General features: G+C 36.2%; 17 protein-coding genes. 4 read left to right on the plus strand and 13 right to left on the minus strand.

What is annotated here, in order from left to right:
• Window positions 1–98: 98 nt before the first annotated feature.
• The 5 genes from ACFOY7_RS03810 to ACFOY7_RS03830 all read right to left on the minus strand — a co-directional run bounded on the left by ACFOY7_RS03810 (window position 99) and on the right by ACFOY7_RS03830 (window position 4,897).
• Window positions 99–1,031 carry a hypothetical protein gene (locus ACFOY7_RS03810; protein WP_390249552.1) on the minus strand — a complete coding sequence of 311 codons (933 nt, stop codon included), beginning with the start codon at window positions 1,029–1,031 and terminating at the stop codon, window positions 99–101.
• Complete coding sequence (locus ACFOY7_RS03815) at window positions 1,021–1,554, minus strand: RNA polymerase sigma factor (protein WP_390249554.1); 534 nt, start codon at window positions 1,552–1,554, stop codon at window positions 1,021–1,023. The genes ACFOY7_RS03810 and ACFOY7_RS03815 overlap by 11 nt, the downstream gene beginning before the upstream one ends.
• 765 nt (window positions 1,555–2,319) lie before the next feature.
• Window positions 2,320–2,733, minus strand: coding sequence for a YvaD family protein (locus ACFOY7_RS03820; protein WP_390249556.1), 414 nt, complete (start codon window positions 2,731–2,733; stop codon window positions 2,320–2,322).
• Window positions 2,734–2,804: 71 nt separating this feature from the next.
• Window positions 2,805–4,256: a flotillin family protein gene (locus ACFOY7_RS03825; RefSeq protein WP_390249558.1), complete on the minus strand. Its 1,452-nt coding sequence runs from the start codon at window positions 4,254–4,256 to the stop codon at window positions 2,805–2,807.
• Between the two features lie 11 nt (window positions 4,257–4,267).
• Window positions 4,268–4,897 carry an NfeD family protein gene (locus tag ACFOY7_RS03830; RefSeq protein WP_390249560.1) on the minus strand — a complete coding sequence of 210 codons (630 nt, stop codon included), beginning with the start codon at window positions 4,895–4,897 and terminating at the stop codon, window positions 4,268–4,270.
• Window positions 4,898–5,326: 429 nt separating this feature from the next.
• Between ACFOY7_RS03830 and ACFOY7_RS03835 the strand changes: the two genes are divergently transcribed.
• From ACFOY7_RS03835 to ACFOY7_RS03845, 3 genes are all read left to right on the plus strand, one after another.
• Window positions 5,327–7,060 carry a methyl-accepting chemotaxis protein gene (locus ACFOY7_RS03835; RefSeq protein WP_390249562.1) on the plus strand — a complete coding sequence of 578 codons (1,734 nt, stop codon included), beginning with the start codon at window positions 5,327–5,329 and terminating at the stop codon, window positions 7,058–7,060.
• A 162-nt stretch (window positions 7,061–7,222) separates the two neighbouring features.
• A complete protein-coding gene (locus ACFOY7_RS03840) occupies window positions 7,223–8,704 on the plus strand; it encodes a sodium:solute symporter family protein (RefSeq protein WP_390249564.1) in 1,482 nt (493 codons plus the stop codon).
• Between the two features lie 17 nt (window positions 8,705–8,721).
• A complete protein-coding gene (locus ACFOY7_RS03845; RefSeq protein WP_390249566.1) occupies window positions 8,722–9,468 on the plus strand; it encodes an SDR family NAD(P)-dependent oxidoreductase in 747 nt (248 codons plus the stop codon).
• 149 nt (window positions 9,469–9,617) lie between these two features.
• On the opposite strand, the gene ACFOY7_RS03850 is transcribed toward ACFOY7_RS03845, so the two are convergent.
• The 8 genes from ACFOY7_RS03850 to ACFOY7_RS03885 all read right to left on the minus strand — a co-directional run bounded on the left by ACFOY7_RS03850 (window position 9,618) and on the right by ACFOY7_RS03885 (window position 16,913).
• A complete protein-coding gene (locus tag ACFOY7_RS03850) occupies window positions 9,618–10,043 on the minus strand; it encodes a DUF2512 family protein (protein ID WP_390249568.1) in 426 nt (141 codons plus the stop codon).
• Between the two features lie 75 nt (window positions 10,044–10,118).
• A complete protein-coding gene (locus ACFOY7_RS03855) occupies window positions 10,119–10,775 on the minus strand; it encodes an SOS response-associated peptidase (protein WP_390249570.1) in 657 nt (218 codons plus the stop codon).
• A gap of 339 nt (window positions 10,776–11,114) precedes the next feature.
• Window positions 11,115–12,362: an erythromycin esterase family protein gene (locus ACFOY7_RS03860; RefSeq protein ID WP_390249572.1), complete on the minus strand. Its 1,248-nt coding sequence runs from the start codon at window positions 12,360–12,362 to the stop codon at window positions 11,115–11,117.
• A 28-nt stretch (window positions 12,363–12,390) separates the two neighbouring features.
• The gene (locus ACFOY7_RS03865; protein WP_390249574.1) at window positions 12,391–13,122 is read right to left on the minus strand and encodes an ABC transporter permease; all 732 of its coding nucleotides are present in this window, start codon (window positions 13,120–13,122) and stop codon (window positions 12,391–12,393) included.
• Window positions 13,123–13,833: an ABC transporter permease gene (locus ACFOY7_RS03870; protein WP_390249576.1), complete on the minus strand. Its 711-nt coding sequence runs from the start codon at window positions 13,831–13,833 to the stop codon at window positions 13,123–13,125.
• The gene (locus ACFOY7_RS03875) at window positions 13,830–14,741 is read right to left on the minus strand and encodes an ABC transporter ATP-binding protein (RefSeq protein WP_390249578.1); all 912 of its coding nucleotides are present in this window, start codon (window positions 14,739–14,741) and stop codon (window positions 13,830–13,832) included. The genes ACFOY7_RS03870 and ACFOY7_RS03875 overlap by 4 nt, the downstream gene beginning before the upstream one ends.
• A gap of 142 nt (window positions 14,742–14,883) precedes the next feature.
• A complete protein-coding gene (locus ACFOY7_RS03880) occupies window positions 14,884–16,248 on the minus strand; it encodes a HAMP domain-containing sensor histidine kinase (RefSeq protein WP_390249580.1) in 1,365 nt (454 codons plus the stop codon).
• Window positions 16,245–16,913: a response regulator transcription factor gene (locus ACFOY7_RS03885; RefSeq protein ID WP_390249582.1), complete on the minus strand. Its 669-nt coding sequence runs from the start codon at window positions 16,911–16,913 to the stop codon at window positions 16,245–16,247. The genes ACFOY7_RS03880 and ACFOY7_RS03885 overlap by 4 nt, the downstream gene beginning before the upstream one ends.
• A gap of 218 nt (window positions 16,914–17,131) precedes the next feature.
• On the opposite strand from ACFOY7_RS03885, the gene ACFOY7_RS03890 reads away from it, so the two are divergent.
• A complete protein-coding gene (locus tag ACFOY7_RS03890; protein WP_390249584.1) occupies window positions 17,132–18,715 on the plus strand; it encodes a spore germination protein in 1,584 nt (527 codons plus the stop codon).
• The last annotated feature ends 5 nt before the right edge of the window (window positions 18,716–18,720 follow it).

Raw genomic sequence — 18,720 nt, forward strand, 5'->3', positions numbered from 1 at the left:
GCATGAAACAAATAAACACTTCCTAAAAACATATAGAATTAGCCATAAAAAAAAGGGGCTTGGATTGAAAAAAAGCCCCCCCTCTAGCCTTTAGTCCACTACTCAACCATTGATAACAACACCTTTTCCATTTCTTCCTTGGACAATAAAGATGCATGCATCAAAATCTCGTAGCCCTTTTCCGGAATAGTGACCCTCATTCCCTGCACATTATTATGATATGGGCCACCATCATAAGCATGCTCGAAAGTATATCCGCTCAGTTGATAAGAATCAATATGGTCGTACCATGTTAATTCATCCTCTTTCGAATGATCTATTTTCTCTGTAAACGTATAGAAATTAAATTCCCCGTCTATTTGGTGATATTGCAACATTACTACAGGGTCTTCACCGGCATTCGCTTCTTCCGTTCTTATTTCTTCTTCTATCAACTGATAGCCTTCTGGTATATAAGCTGGATGCTTGATTGGATAACTGACCATCGTCTGGGCCTCTTCTAGAGTATGAATTGTCAATGCATATATTCCGTACTTATCAAGTTCTGCCTGAATTTCGAGCAATCGTTTATCCAATTTCTCCTGATCTGCCTCAGGAGTTGCCAACATTTCAACGTTAATTTCCATACTTTCCTTAATCAACTGGCTATAATCCTCAAAGTCTTCTGGCGAGAGATGCTCTTTTGCTAGTTTCAAGTGCTGTTCCATTTGCAACAAAGAGCCTTTAGCTTCTTCTGCACCTAATTCAGGATCTGGAGCCGCTTTCTGAATATCAGCTTGAATCTGTTCTTGTTCTTCTGTTTCAAATATTTTCCCTAGCAAAGTTTCTGCTGCATCAACCATATAAGAACCACCGACTGAAAAAGATGCCCCTATGATCATTAAAGCAGCTGCTGTTCCAATCATCCATTTAGGATATATTTTCCTTTTCCTCTCTTCTTGTTTCACTTGCTTGATTCCCAATTCAGCCCTCTCATGTAGTTCCTCGGGGATTTCGATCTTTTCCATTTCGCGTTTAACTTCATTGTTCATAAATATCCTCCCTTTTCATTTGCATTCGTAGTTTTTCTATAGAACGATATAATATGGTTTTCACTGTGCCTAGAGGCATTTCTAATATGTCTGAAATTTCGCTTATTGTATGGTCTGCATAAAACTTTAATAACACAACACTTTTTTCATTTTCGTTTAGCTTTTCGATTAAATCTTTAAGTATTATTTGAATAGAAACATCTTCTTTTTCATTTGAAGGAATCGTTTCAATGTATTCTGTCCTTAAATGAACTACCTTTTTTTCTTTTCTTAAATGACTTAGTGCGACGTTAATCGTAATTTTGATCAGCCATGTTTTGAAATAGTCTGGATTCTTCAATGTCTTAATCTGACTGAACGATTTATAAGCTGTCTCCTGAACAACGTCCAGAGCATCTTCCCGATTTTTTACATATATATATGCCATCCGATAAATATCTGCTTCATATTGTTGATAAAGGGTGATGTATGCATTCTCATCACCTTTTTGTGCTTTTTTTACTAATTGATTGATAATTATCACCTCTATCTATGCCGCTGCTTTTTCTCTAAAGGTGTTTCGAAATAAATCGTGTCATCTCATCTCCTTGCAAGTTTCTATATCACATAATATAGTGACATTTACATAAATTCTGTCTGGCTACTTGTCTTCAACGAGTTCACGTGCTCTTACCATTATAAACGTACCCTATAAAAAGTTTTCCTTTTGAAAGTGGCTGGAAATAAATTTGTAATTCCTCCGTCATCTATCATCTAATATAACAATCGTTTGCTTCACAGCTTTTTCTCCTCCAATCTCTCCATTCTATCTATTAGACAATCGATAAGCTGATTTGGCTTTAAATAAATTAAAATATTCCTACAGAATAACCAAAGCATCACATACCGCTAATTTGATGGTTATTCCATAGGATTATTGAATGAAGACTATATGCATCAACCGCTTAAAATTAATTTAGACAGTATATCCCGAATAAAAAAAGGTTAGCATGATACTAACCTTTTTCTCTATTCATCTAATTCGCTGTATTCCGTTTTTGCTTGTTTGGCCACTTCAAGACCTTTTTTAATTTTATTCATAAAATTTTCCAGGACACCAGTGTAACGATTTTATTATCAATATCTGGGAGAATCCTTTTACTATTACACAAATTAACCAATTGAAACAGAAAGCAGCAGGATTATTAATATTACAAACAATAAACTTTGGACGATAGTGCGGAAAATCTCTCTGGTTGAGGAGAACAAAGCAATCTTATTATGTATGTTTTCTATTATTGACGCCTGCTTATCCATCCTGAGCAGGCGTTTGTTTTTCTTTCTTTAAAATAAACTTATGGATAAAAAATAACGGGTATATTAACAAATATAAATTAACAGACCACCACATTATGTCGAAGTCTCTGCTAAACGCCCAAAAAGATATGGCTTGCAGACCTGAGCAAAATGTTAACACCAAGGAAATAAGTGCAAGACTCTTCCAAGATTCTTTATTTCTTTTATACAAATAAAGACTGAATAAGCCAGTTACCGAGATAAAAATATCTAAAGGGAAAAATGACCAGTTCCATGCAATGATCATCTCATTATCATAATCTTTGAATGCCCATGATTTAGGGATCCAATGAAAGTATGTTACTAGCCAATATATAATAAAACCAATATCCGTAACCAGAAAGAAAGGTTTTAAAGTCTTCATCATACCCTCCTTTGTATTAATTATTTCTTCAAAAAAGGCTAGTACTGTTCAACAGAACTAACCCTTTCTTTCCCTTATTCTACTTCACTGTATTCAGGTTTTTTCTTATTGGCTACTTCCAAATTCTCTTTCAGTTTCGATTCACTTCTTGATGAGATATTATCTAACATACCTTTTAAGTCTACACCTGACACATCTTTTAATGTTTCCGGTAACTGACTCATTAATTTGGTTACATAACTGCTCATCCGGGTTGCCCCGTCTCCATCTCCATTACCATTATCAACAACTGTTACTTTATCAATCTTACTAACTGGTTCAGCAATTTTCGCTGCAAAATCTGGAAGCATTTTGATAATCATCTCAAGAATAGCTGCTTCACCGTATTTCTCCATTGCTTCCGCTAATTTTTCTTTTGCTTCCGCTTCTGCTAAACCTTTCTGACGAATCGCATCTGCTTCTGCTTCCCCATCAAGACGGATTTGCGCAGCTTCTGCCTCTGCTTGCTTAACACGTGTAACTTTGTCCGCTTCTGCCTTTTGCTCTGTTGCATAACGTTCTGCTTCTGCCTTTTTGGAAATTTCCGCTTCATATTGACGCTGCTTACGTAATACTTCCTTTTCATCAATCTCAATTTGTTTGTTCTTCTCAACCAATTGAATTTGCATTTCTTCCTCTTTTACCTTTTGCTCTGCTTTCGCTGATTGCAGTTTATATGCCATATCAGCTTCTGCCTTCGCGGTATCCTGGTCTCGTTTATACTCTGCTATTTTTAATTCTTTTTCTTTTGTTGATTCTGCAATTTGAGTTTCACTTAATAGCTCAGCACCCTTACTTTCTCGTTCAGCAGATGCTTTTTGAATTCTTGCATCACGCATAGCATTTGCTTCTGCAATTTGTGCATCACGTTTAACTTCAGCGATTCTAGGTTTCCCTAATGCTTCTAAGTAGCCATTCTCGTCTTGAACATCCTTAATGGTGAACGAGACAATTTGCAGTCCCATTTTTTTAAGGTCAACAGCTGCTTGTGTTTGCACCTCTTGAGCAAAGCGCTCGCGATTCTTGTAGATTTCTTCAACTGTCATTGTACCTAATATTGCACGCAGGTGACCTTCTAACACTTCTTGGGCTTCTTTACGTAACTCTGAATTATCTTTTCCTAAAAATTGCTCACCAGCTGTAGCAATACCTTCTGTGGTGCTTTGTACTTTGATAATTGCTGTCCCATCCGCCATGACTGGTACACCATTCTCTGTATAAACATTTGGTGTAGAGATATCTAAGCTGTGTGAACGTAAACTGATATTTTCTGCACGTTGAAAGATTGGCAGAATAAACGCTCCACCCCCACGGACAATCTTAATTCCACCACCATCATCCGTTCTATGTACATTCTTACTACCTAGAAAACTACCTGTGACGATCATTGCATCATCAGCGCCAACCGTTTTGTATCTTACAGCAAACAATATTGCAAAAGCAATAATAACAGCAACAACAACTCCAATTACCACAATAAAGTCCATTCCATTCCCTCCTAAAATTCATCAATCTCTGAAACTAATAAAATATGATCTTTCACTTCTACAATAACTACTTTTTTCCCTTGCTTAATTTCCACCTGATCGAAGCTAACAGCTGTTTCACTTCTGCTGCCACTAGTTGAAGCAACAAATACTTCCCCCATCCCTGAGCCAGGTATTGTCGTAATCACTTCACCTATTTTCCCTTCTAAATCAAAGATCGAAATAGATGTTGACGATTCTGCATTTGACATTGGAATAACCAAAAAATAATAAATAAAGAAATAGGCCCCAAGACCAAAAAGAATACTAATTGCCAGAACATAGAATTCTCCTAATCCGGTATAATTGGTTAAAAGAACCCCTGAGCCAGCAATGACAGCCAATGTCCCGAAAACTAGCAATGGATTAAAAAAATCGCCAATCGTATCAAAAACACTTTCTAATATCCCATCAAGAATATTACCTAAGAATAGAGAAATGAGGGCAATTGCCAGACTCCCCCATAATAACCACCAATAAATATCTAGTGCTCCAATCAATCCACCCCCTTTTTCCTTATTAAATAAATACGAGGGAAACACAAAAAGGTTCCCATATTCTACAGAATCTGATAAATATAACAAATTTTGAATATATACCATCATACCATAGTATCTTCCATATAACACCTTGTCTTCCATTATATGAAGAAAGTGCGTAATTAATCATCGATCTTGAATCTGGTATTTGTACAATACACATATTCAGCTAAGCTCAGACCATTTCTATAGTCTTTTATAATTATATATTCAAAGTCCGTATTACTTTAAATCACCGAAAACAATATAAATACCCAATTATATGATTCTATAATGTAATTTTAGTGTAAAATTATGAATCTTGTTGCAAATTTTGTTGAAATTTACCTATGTTTCATATATCCTTGTAAAGTACTAGTTATTTTATCATGGTATTATATTTATATTTATTTAACTAGTGCAATTATACCATTACAAAGTAGTTAGCCATGTTCATTAAATGATCTAAATAGTTTCAGACTATAAGAAAAAATAATTGAGAGGTGATGCATCATGAAGAAAATTTCTAATCTATCGTTGAAAAACAAAATTGCATTAATCATTGTCCCTGTTGTCATTATTTGCTTCATATTGGTGACATGGAGCAATATCAACAGCCTTAGGACGAATATTCAAAATGATTTAGAACAGGAATTGAGAAGTGTAGGTGTCTTAACTGCTTTAAATCTAAATGGCGAAACAGTCGATCAGATTCTGCAAATTGAAAATGAAGGGGACCAGAATTTCACCGCAGTTCAACAAATATTGGAAAATATCAAAAATGAACAAGGTGTCATGGAATGGAGTTATATCTGGCTTTTGGAAAATGAGGATAGTGTTAATCCAATAGCTTATACAGAGAATTTGAACGAGATCTATAATGCTGGAGAGTTATTTGATGACCTTGCCCCTATTCATCTAGAAAATGCAAAAAAGGCAATGGATACAGGAGAACCGGCTGTGACCGATATCTTTGCTGATCCGTTCGGAAACTGGCAAACTGTATTTGTGCCACTTGAAGACAGCTCTGGAAATCAAGTAGCCGTTATCGGGATAGATTATTCAGCTGATTACATAAGTTCTATTCTAAATAAGGCTACTTTAACCCAAACAATCATCGGTGCAATTAGTGTAATCATCCTCAGTGTTATTATTTACTTTGTTATCAGTCAGATGACTCGACCACTAAATCGAGTTGTTGAGGCTGCTAGTGCAATAGCTAAGGGAGATCTATCACATAAGAATTTAGAAGTTAAATCAAATGACGAAGTTGGTAAATTAACACACTCTTTTAACAATATGTTAGAGAAATTAAGGGAAGTTATTTCAAGTATCCATAAAACGACCGATATTTTAAGAGATCAAAGTGATGACTTAAATAACTCGGCAAAAGAAGTACAACTTGGTTCCGAACAAATTACAACAACAATGGAAGAGTTGGCATCTGGAACAGAACAACAAGCTCAAAGTGTTGGAGATCTTTCCACTTTAATGGAAACTTTCCTGACAAAAGTACAAGCTGCTAATAAAAATGGTGAACAAATACTGGAATCTTCAAATGAAATGTTAAATTTAACTGATAATGGCAGTTCCTTAATGGCTTCTTCTAATCAACAAATGGTGAAAATTGACCGCATTGTACAAGATGCTGTGCAAAAAGTCCAAGGACTTGACACTCAGTCCCAACAAATTTCCAAATTAGTCTCTGTAATTAAAGACATCGCAGAACAAACGAACTTACTGGCCTTAAATGCAGCTATTGAAGCAGCACGTGCCGGTGAACACGGACAAGGGTTTGCGGTTGTTGCAGACGAAGTAAGGAAACTAGCTGAGCAAGTATCTGTTTCCGTTACAGATATCACAGGTATAGTTGGTAATATCCAAACAGAGTCAAGTAATGTGGCGTCATCGTTACAAGGCGGGTATAAGGAAGTTGAACATGGTACAAGCCTGATTAAAAATACGGATGAAACATTTAAAAACATCACCAATGCATTATCTGAAATGGTAACTAAAATTGAAACAGTTTCAAATAATTTAGCGGATATATCAGATAGTAGTAATGACATGAATCATTCTATTGAAAATATTGCTTCGATTTCAGAAGAATCAGCAGCAGGCGTTGAAGAAACAACTGCTTCATCACAGCAAACAAGCAGTTCAATGGAAAGTGTTGCAGAAAACTCTGAGAAGTTAGCTCAATTATCTGAAGAGTTGAACCGACTAGCTAAACAATTTAAGCTATAATTTTCTAACTGATTAGATCAGCAGTAATCATTATTGCTGCTGATTTTTTTGCAGCTCAAATGAAATACGCTAGTCTGCTATTCTAATACAGATTATTTCATTGACCCAAATCTTAACAGACAAGTGATTTACATAAATTAATAGATGCAGGAGATGAAACAGATGATAATCACAATTTTTATTATTTTTATGATTGGAATATATTACTTAGGTTTCAAAGGGTATAAACGTGTAAACTCGGCAGAGGATCTCATTGTTGCTAACTGGGATCTTCCCTTACCATTAGTAACATGGAGCTTAACTGCGGCATTATTAGCTGCACCATTCTATTTAGGAGCAGTTGATTCCGGTTATTTCTTAGGCGGATGGGAAGCATTTGCTACAATGGGTGGTCTAGGGGCATGTATGATCATAGGTGCTTTTACTTGGGTAAAACCTTTAAGAAGGTTAAAAGGCTGGACAATTGGGGATTATTATGGCCTCCGTTTTGCAGATAAGAAACTTGGCGCGTTTGCAGGGGTTATTACGATTATTGCATTCGGTTTCTTCAATGCTGGAGCGTTAACTGTTGGTGGAGCCCTAATTATTGAAACAATATTTAACATCCCTCTTTGGGCAGCAGCTCTCGTGTTCGTTATTTTAACATTAGTTTATTGTATTATGGGCGGCCTGTGGTCACTGGCTTATGCTGATATTTTAAATGGTATTGTTTCTGTGTTAGGAATCATTGCAGTAACTGTCGTAATTGCATTAACTTCTGATGGCACAATCTTTAATGCGGAATGGTGGGACCCTAACAAATTATTCACAAAAGCAGGCGCAGAATTTTGGTCACTATTCCTAGTACTTGCAATTGGTGATATAGCTGCTGCAGATCTGGGACAAAGAGTTTGCGGTGCAAAGAGTGCCCGAGTTGCCTCTAAATCAATGATTATTGCTGGTATTGTAGTTTTACTAGTAGCTTGGACGCCTGGAATGATTGGGGAAGCATTTCGAACTATCTTCCCTGGTGCTGAAAATGCTGAATCATTGTTATTAACATATACCGTTACCTATTGGCATCCTTTCTTTGCAGGTCTTTTCTTAACAGCAATGGTAGGAATGGCCATGTCTACTTTAGCCGCTTGTTATATGGCTGCAGTTGGAGTATTCACTAAGAATATCTATTTAGACTTTATTAACCGCAAACCACAGCAAAAAAAATTACTGTTTATCTCCAGAATTGCTATTGTTATTTGTGGTGTAGTAGCACTCGTGTTGTCCGTTGCTTTTGAAGAGATTTTATCATTAGCTTACCTTGCTTGGGATATTATTTTAGTAACATTAATTTGGCCATTAGTAATTCCGCCATTCTGGAAAGGTGTATCTGGAAAAGCCGTTTGGTGGAGTATTACAACTGGATTATTCGTCTATTTAGCTACAACATTCTTCGGTGTACCTTTACCTGGTGAGGGCGGATTAATTTGGACATTACTTCAAGTACCTGGATTCTTCAGTTTTATTATCTCTGGTATTGTCATGTTCCTTGTTTCATTCTTATCAACACCAAATGAGGCTACATTAGAAGCCCACCGTTTAGAAAGAACCGTATCGAGTGAGGAATTGGAAGAGTTAAACGGAATTCCTGCAGAACAAAATGCATAAGAAAAGAGGTTAGTCCAATGGATTTAAAAAATAAAGTTGCCGTTATATCCGGGGGAAGTAAAGGTATTGGCAAAGGTATTGCTAATCGATTTGCAAAAGCTGGTGCAAATATTGTCTTTACCTATTTAGAAGGTGAAGAGAACATTGACCAGATTGTAGAAAAAATAGAATCTTATGGGGTCAAATGTTTAGCAGTAAAGACAGATATAAGCAATGAGGACGATGTTATTCATTTGGTACAATCAACTAAAGATACATTCGGCAAGATGAACATATTAATTAATAATGCAGGGACGATCGGAAATGAGATGCCAATATCTGAAATGCCTACAGAAGAATGGGATAAGGTAATGAATGTCGACTTACGTGGAGTTTTCTTAATGTGTAAGTATTTTATACCACTAATGGAAGAACAAAGTGTTGGTAAGATTATTAATATCTCGTCTGAATTATCTGTGAAAGGCAGAGCTAATTTCACACATTATACAGCCGCAAAAGGCGGTGTTAATAGCTTAACAAGAAGTTTAGCACTGGAGTTGGCCCCGAATATTCTTGTGAACACAATAGCACCCGGTCCAATTGGGACAGACATGATCTTAGCAGATATGGAGCCTGAGTGGATAGAAAAAGAAAAAGATATTCCACTTCAGAGGTTAGGTACTGTGGATGAAATTGCTGCAACGGCATTATTTCTTGCCTCTGACGAAGGAAATTTCTTTTGTGGGCAGTTCATCAGTCCTAATGGGGGAGCAATATTTATATAATTCATTTTTCTATCACAGACGCTATACTGCTTTCAGATAGATTCGCTACTCCTAATTTGCCTCACGTTTCACCCCTTCGGTAAAAATCGGAGGGGTTATTTATTTCGGGATAAACCCCCTACCTGTTAAGAGATAAGAAATGAAATAAACTAGTTATCCTCATCTCTTTTCATTAATTCCTCACTTATTTCCGCTTGAAAACGCTCATGACTTAACGTTGTTACATTCTCCAACTCAGAGTGTTCCAGCAAACGGTGAACAAACGGTTCCAGAGCTGTAATTAAGACAGCAGTCAGCACGGAAACTGGTAAGATTTCAGAGGTTCCTGCATAAAACAGCAGTTCAACCAGCATCCATACCAAGATAAAATGAAGGGTTAAATCTAATATTGTTGCGATAGTGTTACTTACTTTTCTCAATATTAGAATATCACCTACAATAAATGAAACAACTGTAATAACCAATATGCTTACAATAACCTTCATAATATTAGCATCATAAAATACAGTAAATGTTGATAATAGTACAATACTACTAACTAAAAACTTTAATCCAAATGCTTTTAAATAATTCATGATACACCCTCTATGATAAGTCTTTTTCTCTGATTAATTTACACTAATATTCGTTAAATTATTCGCTTTTTTCAGTTAGACCGACTGAATTAAGGTTGCATCATTATTTCTAGGATTATTTACTTGTGTCGAGACCTGATATAAAGACATTTCTTCCGCATCATATGGTCTAAGAATTTGTTTCAACATCTCTTGATCCTGGACAGATGGATTAAGCCATAACTCCCTGCTTTGTTCACTTAAGATTACTGGCATACGATCATGGATTTCGCTCATCAGTTCATTAGGTTCAGTAGTCAAAATAGTACATGTAACAATTTCTTCTCCTTCCCTTTCCCACTTGTCCCATAAACCTGCAAATGTGAATACCTGTTTATTATTCAACAGGATCCGATAGGGAACTTTTTTATCGTTATCACGTTTCCATTCATAAAACCCATCAGCAATGATGGCACACCTTCTTCTGCTCAGCAGTGGTTGAAAGGATCTTTTTTCATCAACCGTTTCACTCCGTGCATTGATCATTTTGGCCCCAATTGAAGGGTTTTTTGCCCATTTAGGAATAAGCCCCCACCTGAAATAACCTGCACGATAACCTTCTGCAGATCCTACTACTCCGAGCACTTTTTGGGTTGGTGCTATATTATAACTCTCCTGATAGTCACTTATAACAATACCAAGTTCATTCTCAATCGCTTCTTTGGAGATAGATAACGTAAATCTGCCACACATCGATTAATCAGCTCCTTATCCTTTTTTCCTTCCTTTTTTAAAAAAACAGATGAATATTATTATTTTTCTCATTTAAAAATTGATTAAACAAAAAAAGAACCGGAACTCATACAGTTATATGATTCCGGCTCCCCTATATAAAAAATGGCTATTCTTTCTTTACTATAACCTAAAATTGCTAACTAATCCAATTAATTTCGTAAATATTTTTAAAAATGGCTAATATTTTTTGATATGCTTAATATTATTACGTATTTCTGGGGGAATTTCAATAATTTTACGTACTGGCATTAAAGACCAAGATATACTAAGTATGCAAAGCCTATGATAAATAATAGCCTAATCAATAACTTTTGTTGGTGTGGCATTTTTAACAATTATAATCCCATCGTAGGCTTCTTCCGGAGTCATTTCGATGGTATAGAAACTTTTCACAAATTTATACCATGAGCGAAAATCATCACCAATATTCGCCATTTTATGCTTAGTTGCAATTATACTTGAAAGCTCTTCAGATTCCGTTGCCTTCTCGAAATTGACATAAAATATACTCCCTTCCACATTCCGGAAAACCTCTAATAATTGGTTTTTGTTACTTACTTTATATATTTCCCGTTTATCCGAGCTGCCATTCTTAGCTTGAAATTCACTCTCTAAGAAATCTGTGCCAATCGCAAAATATTCATCACCATACGTCTCATCCAAATAATTTCCCATTGATTTATAACCAGCTGCATTGGCAGATGTTTTCTCGATATGTCCATTATGTCCCGAAATTAATATCTTACTATGCCCCCTAGATGATTCATAATCAACAATCCATTTTAAATTTTCTGCTAAATACTGATCCCGCAATTGGGTATAGTTATCTGTTAAGAAGAGATTTGTTCGCTGTTTCATCACTCTTGCATACTGTAGAGCCAATGCATAACCTTCCGCGGTTGATTGCTCACTATAGCTCTCTTCATTATGTTGTAAGTCTGAAATAATTTCATCAAGGGTTACCATTACTTGCTCTAACTGCTCTTTTGTTAACTCACGCATGGTATCATTTGAAACAGCAGATAACTTCTGCTCATATTGGCTCATTTTCTCTTCAGATAAGGGCTGATAGAAATCCAACAAACCTTGCTTACTCGCATCGTAACGTTGCATATCATTTCCGTAGAAGTAGACCTTCTCATCATTAGTAGCTTTGTTATTATAATCATGCATCCATTGCACCAAATCAATCATTTCTTGTGTTCTGTATATTTCATAATCCAGGGCAAAAACAGCTTCTTTTGCTGTACCTTTGCCAGACAGGATAAATTGGTTTATTTTTTGCCCTGCTCCAAAATCACCTTCCAGAACAAATACCTGAACCCCTTCATTCTTTGCCAATACTTCCATGACATCCTTTTTCAATTGTTGAAACTCAACATTTCCATGGGTTGCTTCACCTAATCCGATCACTTTCACATCATCCGGTATGTTCAATTCCTCTATAGTGGTAATATATTGTTGAGCATTCTCTACCGCTTCAACATTCCCGCAACCTGACACTACCAAGATTAGAAGTAATAATATTAATCTTCTCAATTTCACCAATCCCTTCTTCTGTACAATTGTTTATCTAAACCGCTTTGCGCTGAAAATAGAGATATCCCCCAACGGAAAACAAGAGAAAACTTCCACCAACAACTGTTAGCAACTGATCCCATGGTACAAAAAATACATCATCCGCACTTTCGCTGATATACATCATGGAAAATGGCTGTGCCCATGGATAATAAGGTCCGAAGCGTTCCGAGTTTACCACTAATATGGTTGGAAGCGTAAAAATAACATTAACGGCAAATGGTGCAGCGAAACTTTTAAATAAAATCGACATCCATAATTGTAAACCAACTAATGGCAATGTAGCGACCCAGCCGCCAAAGATACTTTTCCATACAATGGCAAGCGGGAAGGCATCTTGGATTCCATCAATTATCCCAACAAGATAGATAGAACCAAGATAAAGTAACTGGATGACCATAACAAGTGCCATTAATAAAATATATTTTGAGGCAAAAACACGTCCTCTTGTAACAGGTAATGCCAGCAATTGCTTCCAGCCACCTGATTGATGCTCATATCTGCATGTCGTACTAGCTAACACTCCTGTTATTAATGGCAAAAATAAAAGCGCATAGGTTAAATTCATTGATAGCAATTTTACATACCACTCATTCATTCCCGTCCCTAAATTATCCAAACCGGCTGTTAATCCGATAAATAAGCCGACCATTGGACCAACAAGAAGTATACCAATTATTTTTGATTTTCTTAATTTATACCACTCAGAGCTTGTGATAGAAAACAATTATTTAACATCCCTTCTCTTAAAATCGAACATTCCAATAAGATATAGCAAAAAACCAAACCCGACACCTAGAATTACATTAACTACCGGTTTATCCCATTCATTCATAAGCGCGGGCCATTTCCAAATCATCCAGTCAGGTAAGACAAACGCAGAATAAGCAAAAATAACTCCAATAACCCCAATGGTAACGGGAATTGCTTGATTATTACTTACTGTAGCAAACCATAGTTGCAATGCGAGTACAGGTAATGCCGCTAAAAAAGGAAAAAAACTATATTTTAACAACCCTAAATAGGGAATACTTTCACCTAAACCGAGAGTCATACCGTAGCAGAGTGTAAAAATCATTAACAATATCGATGAGATGAACAGCAGAAATGTAATTACTGTAAACTTTGATAAATATACAGATAGTTTTGAAACAGGCAATGCAATTAATTGTTTCCACGCATTCGTCTCGTTTTCGATACTTGCCATGAATGAGGTTAAAATAACGATACCTAATACAATCGCTAGTGGCGTAAATGTCATAATGTTTAACATATAATATTGCCAATCATTTTCACTTTGCTGCAGTAAATAATCTTTCCTTACGCCATAGTTCACCATTTGCAGGGCAACAACACCAACAGGTCCTAATACCACTAGAAACCAGAGACCTTTGCGTTTAATCTTGAGAAAATCTACGGAGAGGAGTCTTAACATCATCCCACATGCTCCTCCTTTGTCATTTGAAGGAAGACATCTTCGAGAGATTTCTTCTCCTCTTCCACACGGTAAATGGAAAAGCCTTCTTGGACAAGATATTTAACAGCCTCTGCTACCTTTTCATCTGTTCGATTAAGTAATGATAGATTCCCATTATCCAAGTCTGCTCGAAGTCCTTTTGCTAATAGTGCACGCCATGCTGCTTTACTATCACTTACTTTTAAAAGTACTTTTTGTTTAGCGAATTTTCGCATCTCGTCAATGGAGTCTTGGAAGATCATTCTCCCTTTTGAAACGATACCTACTGTTGTTGCCATTTGATCTATTTCAGATAATAAATGACTTGAAATAATCACGGTCATCCCATAATCCTGCGGTAATCGCTGAATTAGCTGGCGGATTTCAATAATTCCGGATGGATCTAAGCCGTTTGTTGGTTCATCTAATATTAATAAATCTGGGTTATTCAATAGTGATGCGGCAATACCTAATCGTTGCTTCATTCCTAATGAGAAGCCTTTGACCTTCTTGTTTGCTACCTCTTGAAGTCGAACAATCTTCAATACTCCCATAATCCTCGCTTTAGATACACCAAGGATTTTTCTTAATGCTTCTAAGTTTTCATATGCCGTTAAGTGTGGATAATAAGATGGATTTTCGACTAATGATCCGACTCTCTTCAATATATTGATTCGGTTTCTAGTCAAATCCTTATCGAAAATTCGAATGGAACCAGAAGTTGGTCTCATTAACCCTAACAACATTCTAATGGTTGTTGTCTTTCCTGCACCGTTCGGTCCAAGAAAACCATAAATCTCCCCTTTTGGTATTCTCATCTCAAGTGCTGATACTGCTAGTTCTTTCCCAAAGCGTTTTGTTAAATTTTCCGTTTCTACGATATATTCCATGACTATCACCTCTTTATCTATGATAGAGAGACAAGGTTAAAACAAGGTGGGTGCCTAGTTTAAATTTTGTTTAAAAAAGATGCCAACTTGGAAGATCTAAAAAGTGTATGGGAAGAAGTTAAGATGTCCTCTTCCCATACACTTATTTGTACTTCATTATTCTTATCGTTGTTCCATCTTTAGTGGAGTGGACCTTCCAATCTAATTGCATGCCTTTAATCATCATGTCGACAATTGACAAACCTATCCCTGCACCTTTTTGGTCAGAAGTTCCTTCCATTCCTTTTCCTTTATCCATAATAATAAAACCATCATACTCTTCTGTTGATTCTGTTGTTACTTCCACATACCTGCCACAAGCAGCATGACGAAGCACATTCTGCAGCAAATTATCCAGTATACGCCCAAACCACATCGGATCAACAAACCATTGACTTTTTTGGAAAGGCTGAATATCAACTTTCATTTCAAAGCCTTCTTTTTCAAAAACTGGATACCATGTTGCTAGACATTGCCGTACATAACGAACAATATCGGTTTCTTTACAATTTATTTTATATTTACTAGCCATTAACAATGTGTAGGACATCAGGTTTTCAATTAATTTATCAATATCTTCTATGGAAGTTTCCAGTACTTTTAATGACCGCTTCATTTCTGATGGAAGCTTTAATTTTGACAGTGTAAATGCTTGTGCATTTATTTTCGTTAATGGTGACCGCAGATCATGTGACAGATTGGCAATAAGCTCTTTCCTTAATTGTTCCTCTTCCTGTTCCCGTGTTTTACTTTCCTTTAATTCGTTTACCATTTGATTAAATGCAGACTGGAGTTGCCCAATTTCATCATGTTTCTCTACTTTGATCGGAATAGGTAAGCCATCAACATCTCTAATCTCCATCGCTTCCTGTAATTGCATTAAACGCTTTCTAATCCCTCTGAAGAATAAGAATGAAAGAAAAATAAACAAAGATATAATCACAATTATTCCAATTAACAAGATAGCTCCAAATCTTTCATAGGCAATTTCTATGGGTGTCTTGAAATTTATTCGGGGGATCTCAAATACAATAAAACCATTGGATTCGTCTCCTCCAACAAAAGCAATGACTGTAAATGGATCACCACCATAGCGATCTTTGATATACTTGGCAGTAAAAGAAGGCGTCCATTTGGCAGGGAGATCTTCTTTCACACCCATTTGATTTACCAGATTTCCATTTTGATCGACCCGAAACATTGTTGCGTTTGAATAATTCTCCTTCCATTCCTCAAAAAGGAGCTGAACTTGTTGATCAGAAGAAGCTTCTAATTGATTAGCATCTTGATGCCATTGTTCTTCAATTTTCTCATAATCTGCTTTATCTGCAGAATTTGGTTGATCAATCCCTATTGATAAACCAAAAACAAATATGGCGAGTATAAGATAAGCTATTTGAACAAGTGAGATTGCTAAAACAATAATCACCATATATTTTGCTAGTAATGATTTAAAAAATCTCTTCATACCTTCACCCGATATCCAATCCCTCGAATGGTTTCAATGATCGTTGGCTTTGCCGGATTTATTTCTATTTTTTCTCGTAAATAGCGGATATGTACCATTAGTGTCTTATCACCATCTATGTATTGTTCTCCCCAGACTCCCTCATAAAGCTGCTCTTTCGTTAATATTTGGTTTAAATGTCTGATAAAAAATTGAAACAGGTGGTATTGTTTCCCGGTTAATTGTATTTCTTCCTCCGTATTTTTATTAATTATCAGCATGGACTTAGTGGATATTTTCAAATGGCCGATCTCCAATATATCGTTATTCTTTTGGAATCTCCTCAGTAAAACTTCCACTCGAGCAGCTAATTCTTCTGGATGAAATGGTTTAGTTAAGTAATCATCGGCAAAGCTAAGGCCCTCAATCTTATCTTCGACGGCCGTACGAGCTGATAACATAAGGATTGGTAAATTCTCTACCTCCTTTTTGATCCGTTTACCAAGCGAAAATCCATCCAAACCCGGTAACATAACATCTAAAACAGCTAAATCAATATCTGTTAGATAGTTTTCCATATTTTCGCCCGATTTACGCCAAATGACTTCATAGCCCCTTGCAGTTAAATCCTCAGTTACCCAGCTGCCTATGTCTAATTCATCTTCTATATATAATATACGTACCATCCGTATCCCCCTTTATTTAACATACTCATTCCAACAGTATCCATTTTACAATAAGAATTACTATTACTATGTATTTCCGAAAAATGAAATAATACGAAAACTGCACATAGTTTTATCTTATTAGTAAATAATAGCCTATAAGAGAAATATTTTAAAGTTGGTTTAAACTCCCCCTCATCATAAGATGCCAATAACTGTATAGAGGATAGTTGATAAATATGAAACAAAAATTAAGAAAAACATCTAATAAAAATAAGATAGATATCAATAACATCTCTTCGGAATATGATGTGAAATTATCGAATGAACTTGAAGATAATAAGAAGGAGATCTATCGCCTTTTAGGTAATAGTTCTGATTTAGTAACACGGGAATTTCAGTTAGGCAAAATTAAACCAATCAATGCAAGGATTCTTTTTTTAGATGGGTTAATTGATAAGGAATTCATTCAAAATTATCTTTTGAATCCATTAATTAATGATCTTAGAGAAACGAAATCAGACGAAAACGTACCAGATGTTCGGGAATTATACCAATATATTAAGGACTTCACCATTACGACGGCCGAATTAACTGAAATCAAGAATTTCAAAGATTTACTGGAACATTTATTAGCCGGTGACACGATATTACTGATTGATGGGATTGCCAAAGGATTTGCTGTAGGGGCAAGGGGCGCAAAGGAACGTGGAGTAGAGGAACCAACAACACAGAAAGTTGTCCGTGGTCCCAAAGACTCTTTTACAGAAACAATTAGTGTAAACATCGCATTAATTAGAAAGCGAATTAAAGACCCCAATTTATGGTTGGAGTCATTCGCTTATGGAAGAAAAACAAAGACAAAAGTAACGATTGCCTATATTCATGGCATTGTTAATCCAAGAATAGTCGATGAGGTAAAGGCCAGATTAGCTAAAATTGATATAGATGGTATCTTAGAGAGTGGATATATAGAGGAACTCATTGAAGATGAAACATATACCCCTTTTCCGACAATGTTTAATACCGAAAGACCTGATGCAATCAGTGCAGGCTTGTTAGAGGGGAAAGTAGCAATTTTAGTTGATGGGACTCCATTTGTTTTACTGGTACCAGCACTCTTTGTCGATTTCTTTCAAGCAAGTGAGGATTATTATCAAAGAAGTGATATTTCCAGCTTAATTAGACTTTTACGCTATATTGCATTTTTCTTAGCATTATTAACACCTTCCATATATATTGCTTTAACAACATTTCATCAGGAAATGATACCAACAACCCTGCTCGTCAGCATAGCCGCACAGAGAGAAGGAATTCCATTTCCTGCATTTGTTGAGGCGCTTCTAATGGAAATCACCTTTGAATTATTAAGAGAAGCCGGGCTCCGATTACCCACTCCGATAGGGTCAGCTATTTCTATTGTTGGCGCACTCGTTTTAGGGCAAGCAGCGGTAGATGCAGGGATCGTGTCTGCAACAATGGTTATCGTAGTCTCTTTAACTGCAATCAGCAGTTTTATCTTTCCCAGTTATAGTTTAGCCATTAGTGTCAGGATGCTTCGCTTTCCTTTTATGGTGATGGCAGCAACATTCGGTATGTTCGGGATATTTATTGGATTAATCATATTGACATTACATCTAACTAGTTTACGTTCTTTTGGAATCCCCTATTTATCACCCTTTGCACCTTTTATTGCAGAAGATCAAAGAGATGCCGTTTTCCGTGCACCAAGATGGGCACAAAAGAAAAGACCAAGACTTATTAACCAACGCAACACGAAACGGGAAATTGGAGGACAGCCACAGCCTGATAGAAAAGAATAAAAGAG

Origin of the sequence: Gracilibacillus xinjiangensis, from assembly GCF_042651765.1 — a bacterium.
Lineage (GTDB): Bacteria > Bacillota > Bacilli > Bacillales > Amphibacillaceae > Gracilibacillus > Gracilibacillus xinjiangensis.

Excerpts from the sequence above, each read along its gene's own strand:
- ACFOY7_RS03885 (WP_390249582.1), bottom strand. The coding sequence starts at position 16,913 with ATGGTACGTATATTATATATAGAAGATGAATTAGACATAGGCAGCTGG.
- ACFOY7_RS03835 (WP_390249562.1), top strand. The coding sequence starts at position 5,327 with ATGAAGAAAATTTCTAATCTATCGTTGAAAAACAAAATTGCATTAATC.
- ACFOY7_RS03820 (WP_390249556.1), bottom strand. The coding sequence starts at position 2,733 with ATGATGAAGACTTTAAAACCTTTCTTTCTGGTTACGGATATTGGTTTT.
- ACFOY7_RS03840 (WP_390249564.1), top strand. The coding sequence starts at position 7,223 with ATGATAATCACAATTTTTATTATTTTTATGATTGGAATATATTACTTA.
- ACFOY7_RS03845 (WP_390249566.1), top strand. The coding sequence starts at position 8,722 with ATGGATTTAAAAAATAAAGTTGCCGTTATATCCGGGGGAAGTAAAGGT.
- ACFOY7_RS03830 (WP_390249560.1), bottom strand. The coding sequence starts at position 4,897 with ATGGTATATATTCAAAATTTGTTATATTTATCAGATTCTGTAGAATAT.
- ACFOY7_RS03855 (WP_390249570.1), bottom strand. The coding sequence starts at position 10,775 with ATGTGTGGCAGATTTACGTTATCTATCTCCAAAGAAGCGATTGAGAAT.
- ACFOY7_RS03875 (WP_390249578.1), bottom strand. The coding sequence starts at position 14,741 with ATGGAATATATCGTAGAAACGGAAAATTTAACAAAACGCTTTGGGAAA.
- ACFOY7_RS03810 (WP_390249552.1), bottom strand. The coding sequence starts at position 1,031 with ATGAACAATGAAGTTAAACGCGAAATGGAAAAGATCGAAATCCCCGAG.
- ACFOY7_RS03890 (WP_390249584.1), top strand. The coding sequence starts at position 17,132 with ATGAAACAAAAATTAAGAAAAACATCTAATAAAAATAAGATAGATATC.
- ACFOY7_RS03880 (WP_390249580.1), bottom strand. The coding sequence starts at position 16,248 with ATGAAGAGATTTTTTAAATCATTACTAGCAAAATATATGGTGATTATT.
- ACFOY7_RS03825 (WP_390249558.1), bottom strand. The coding sequence starts at position 4,256 with ATGGACTTTATTGTGGTAATTGGAGTTGTTGTTGCTGTTATTATTGCT.
- ACFOY7_RS03870 (WP_390249576.1), bottom strand. The coding sequence starts at position 13,833 with ATGATGTTAAGACTCCTCTCCGTAGATTTTCTCAAGATTAAACGCAAA.
- ACFOY7_RS03850 (WP_390249568.1), bottom strand. The coding sequence starts at position 10,043 with ATGAATTATTTAAAAGCATTTGGATTAAAGTTTTTAGTTAGTAGTATT.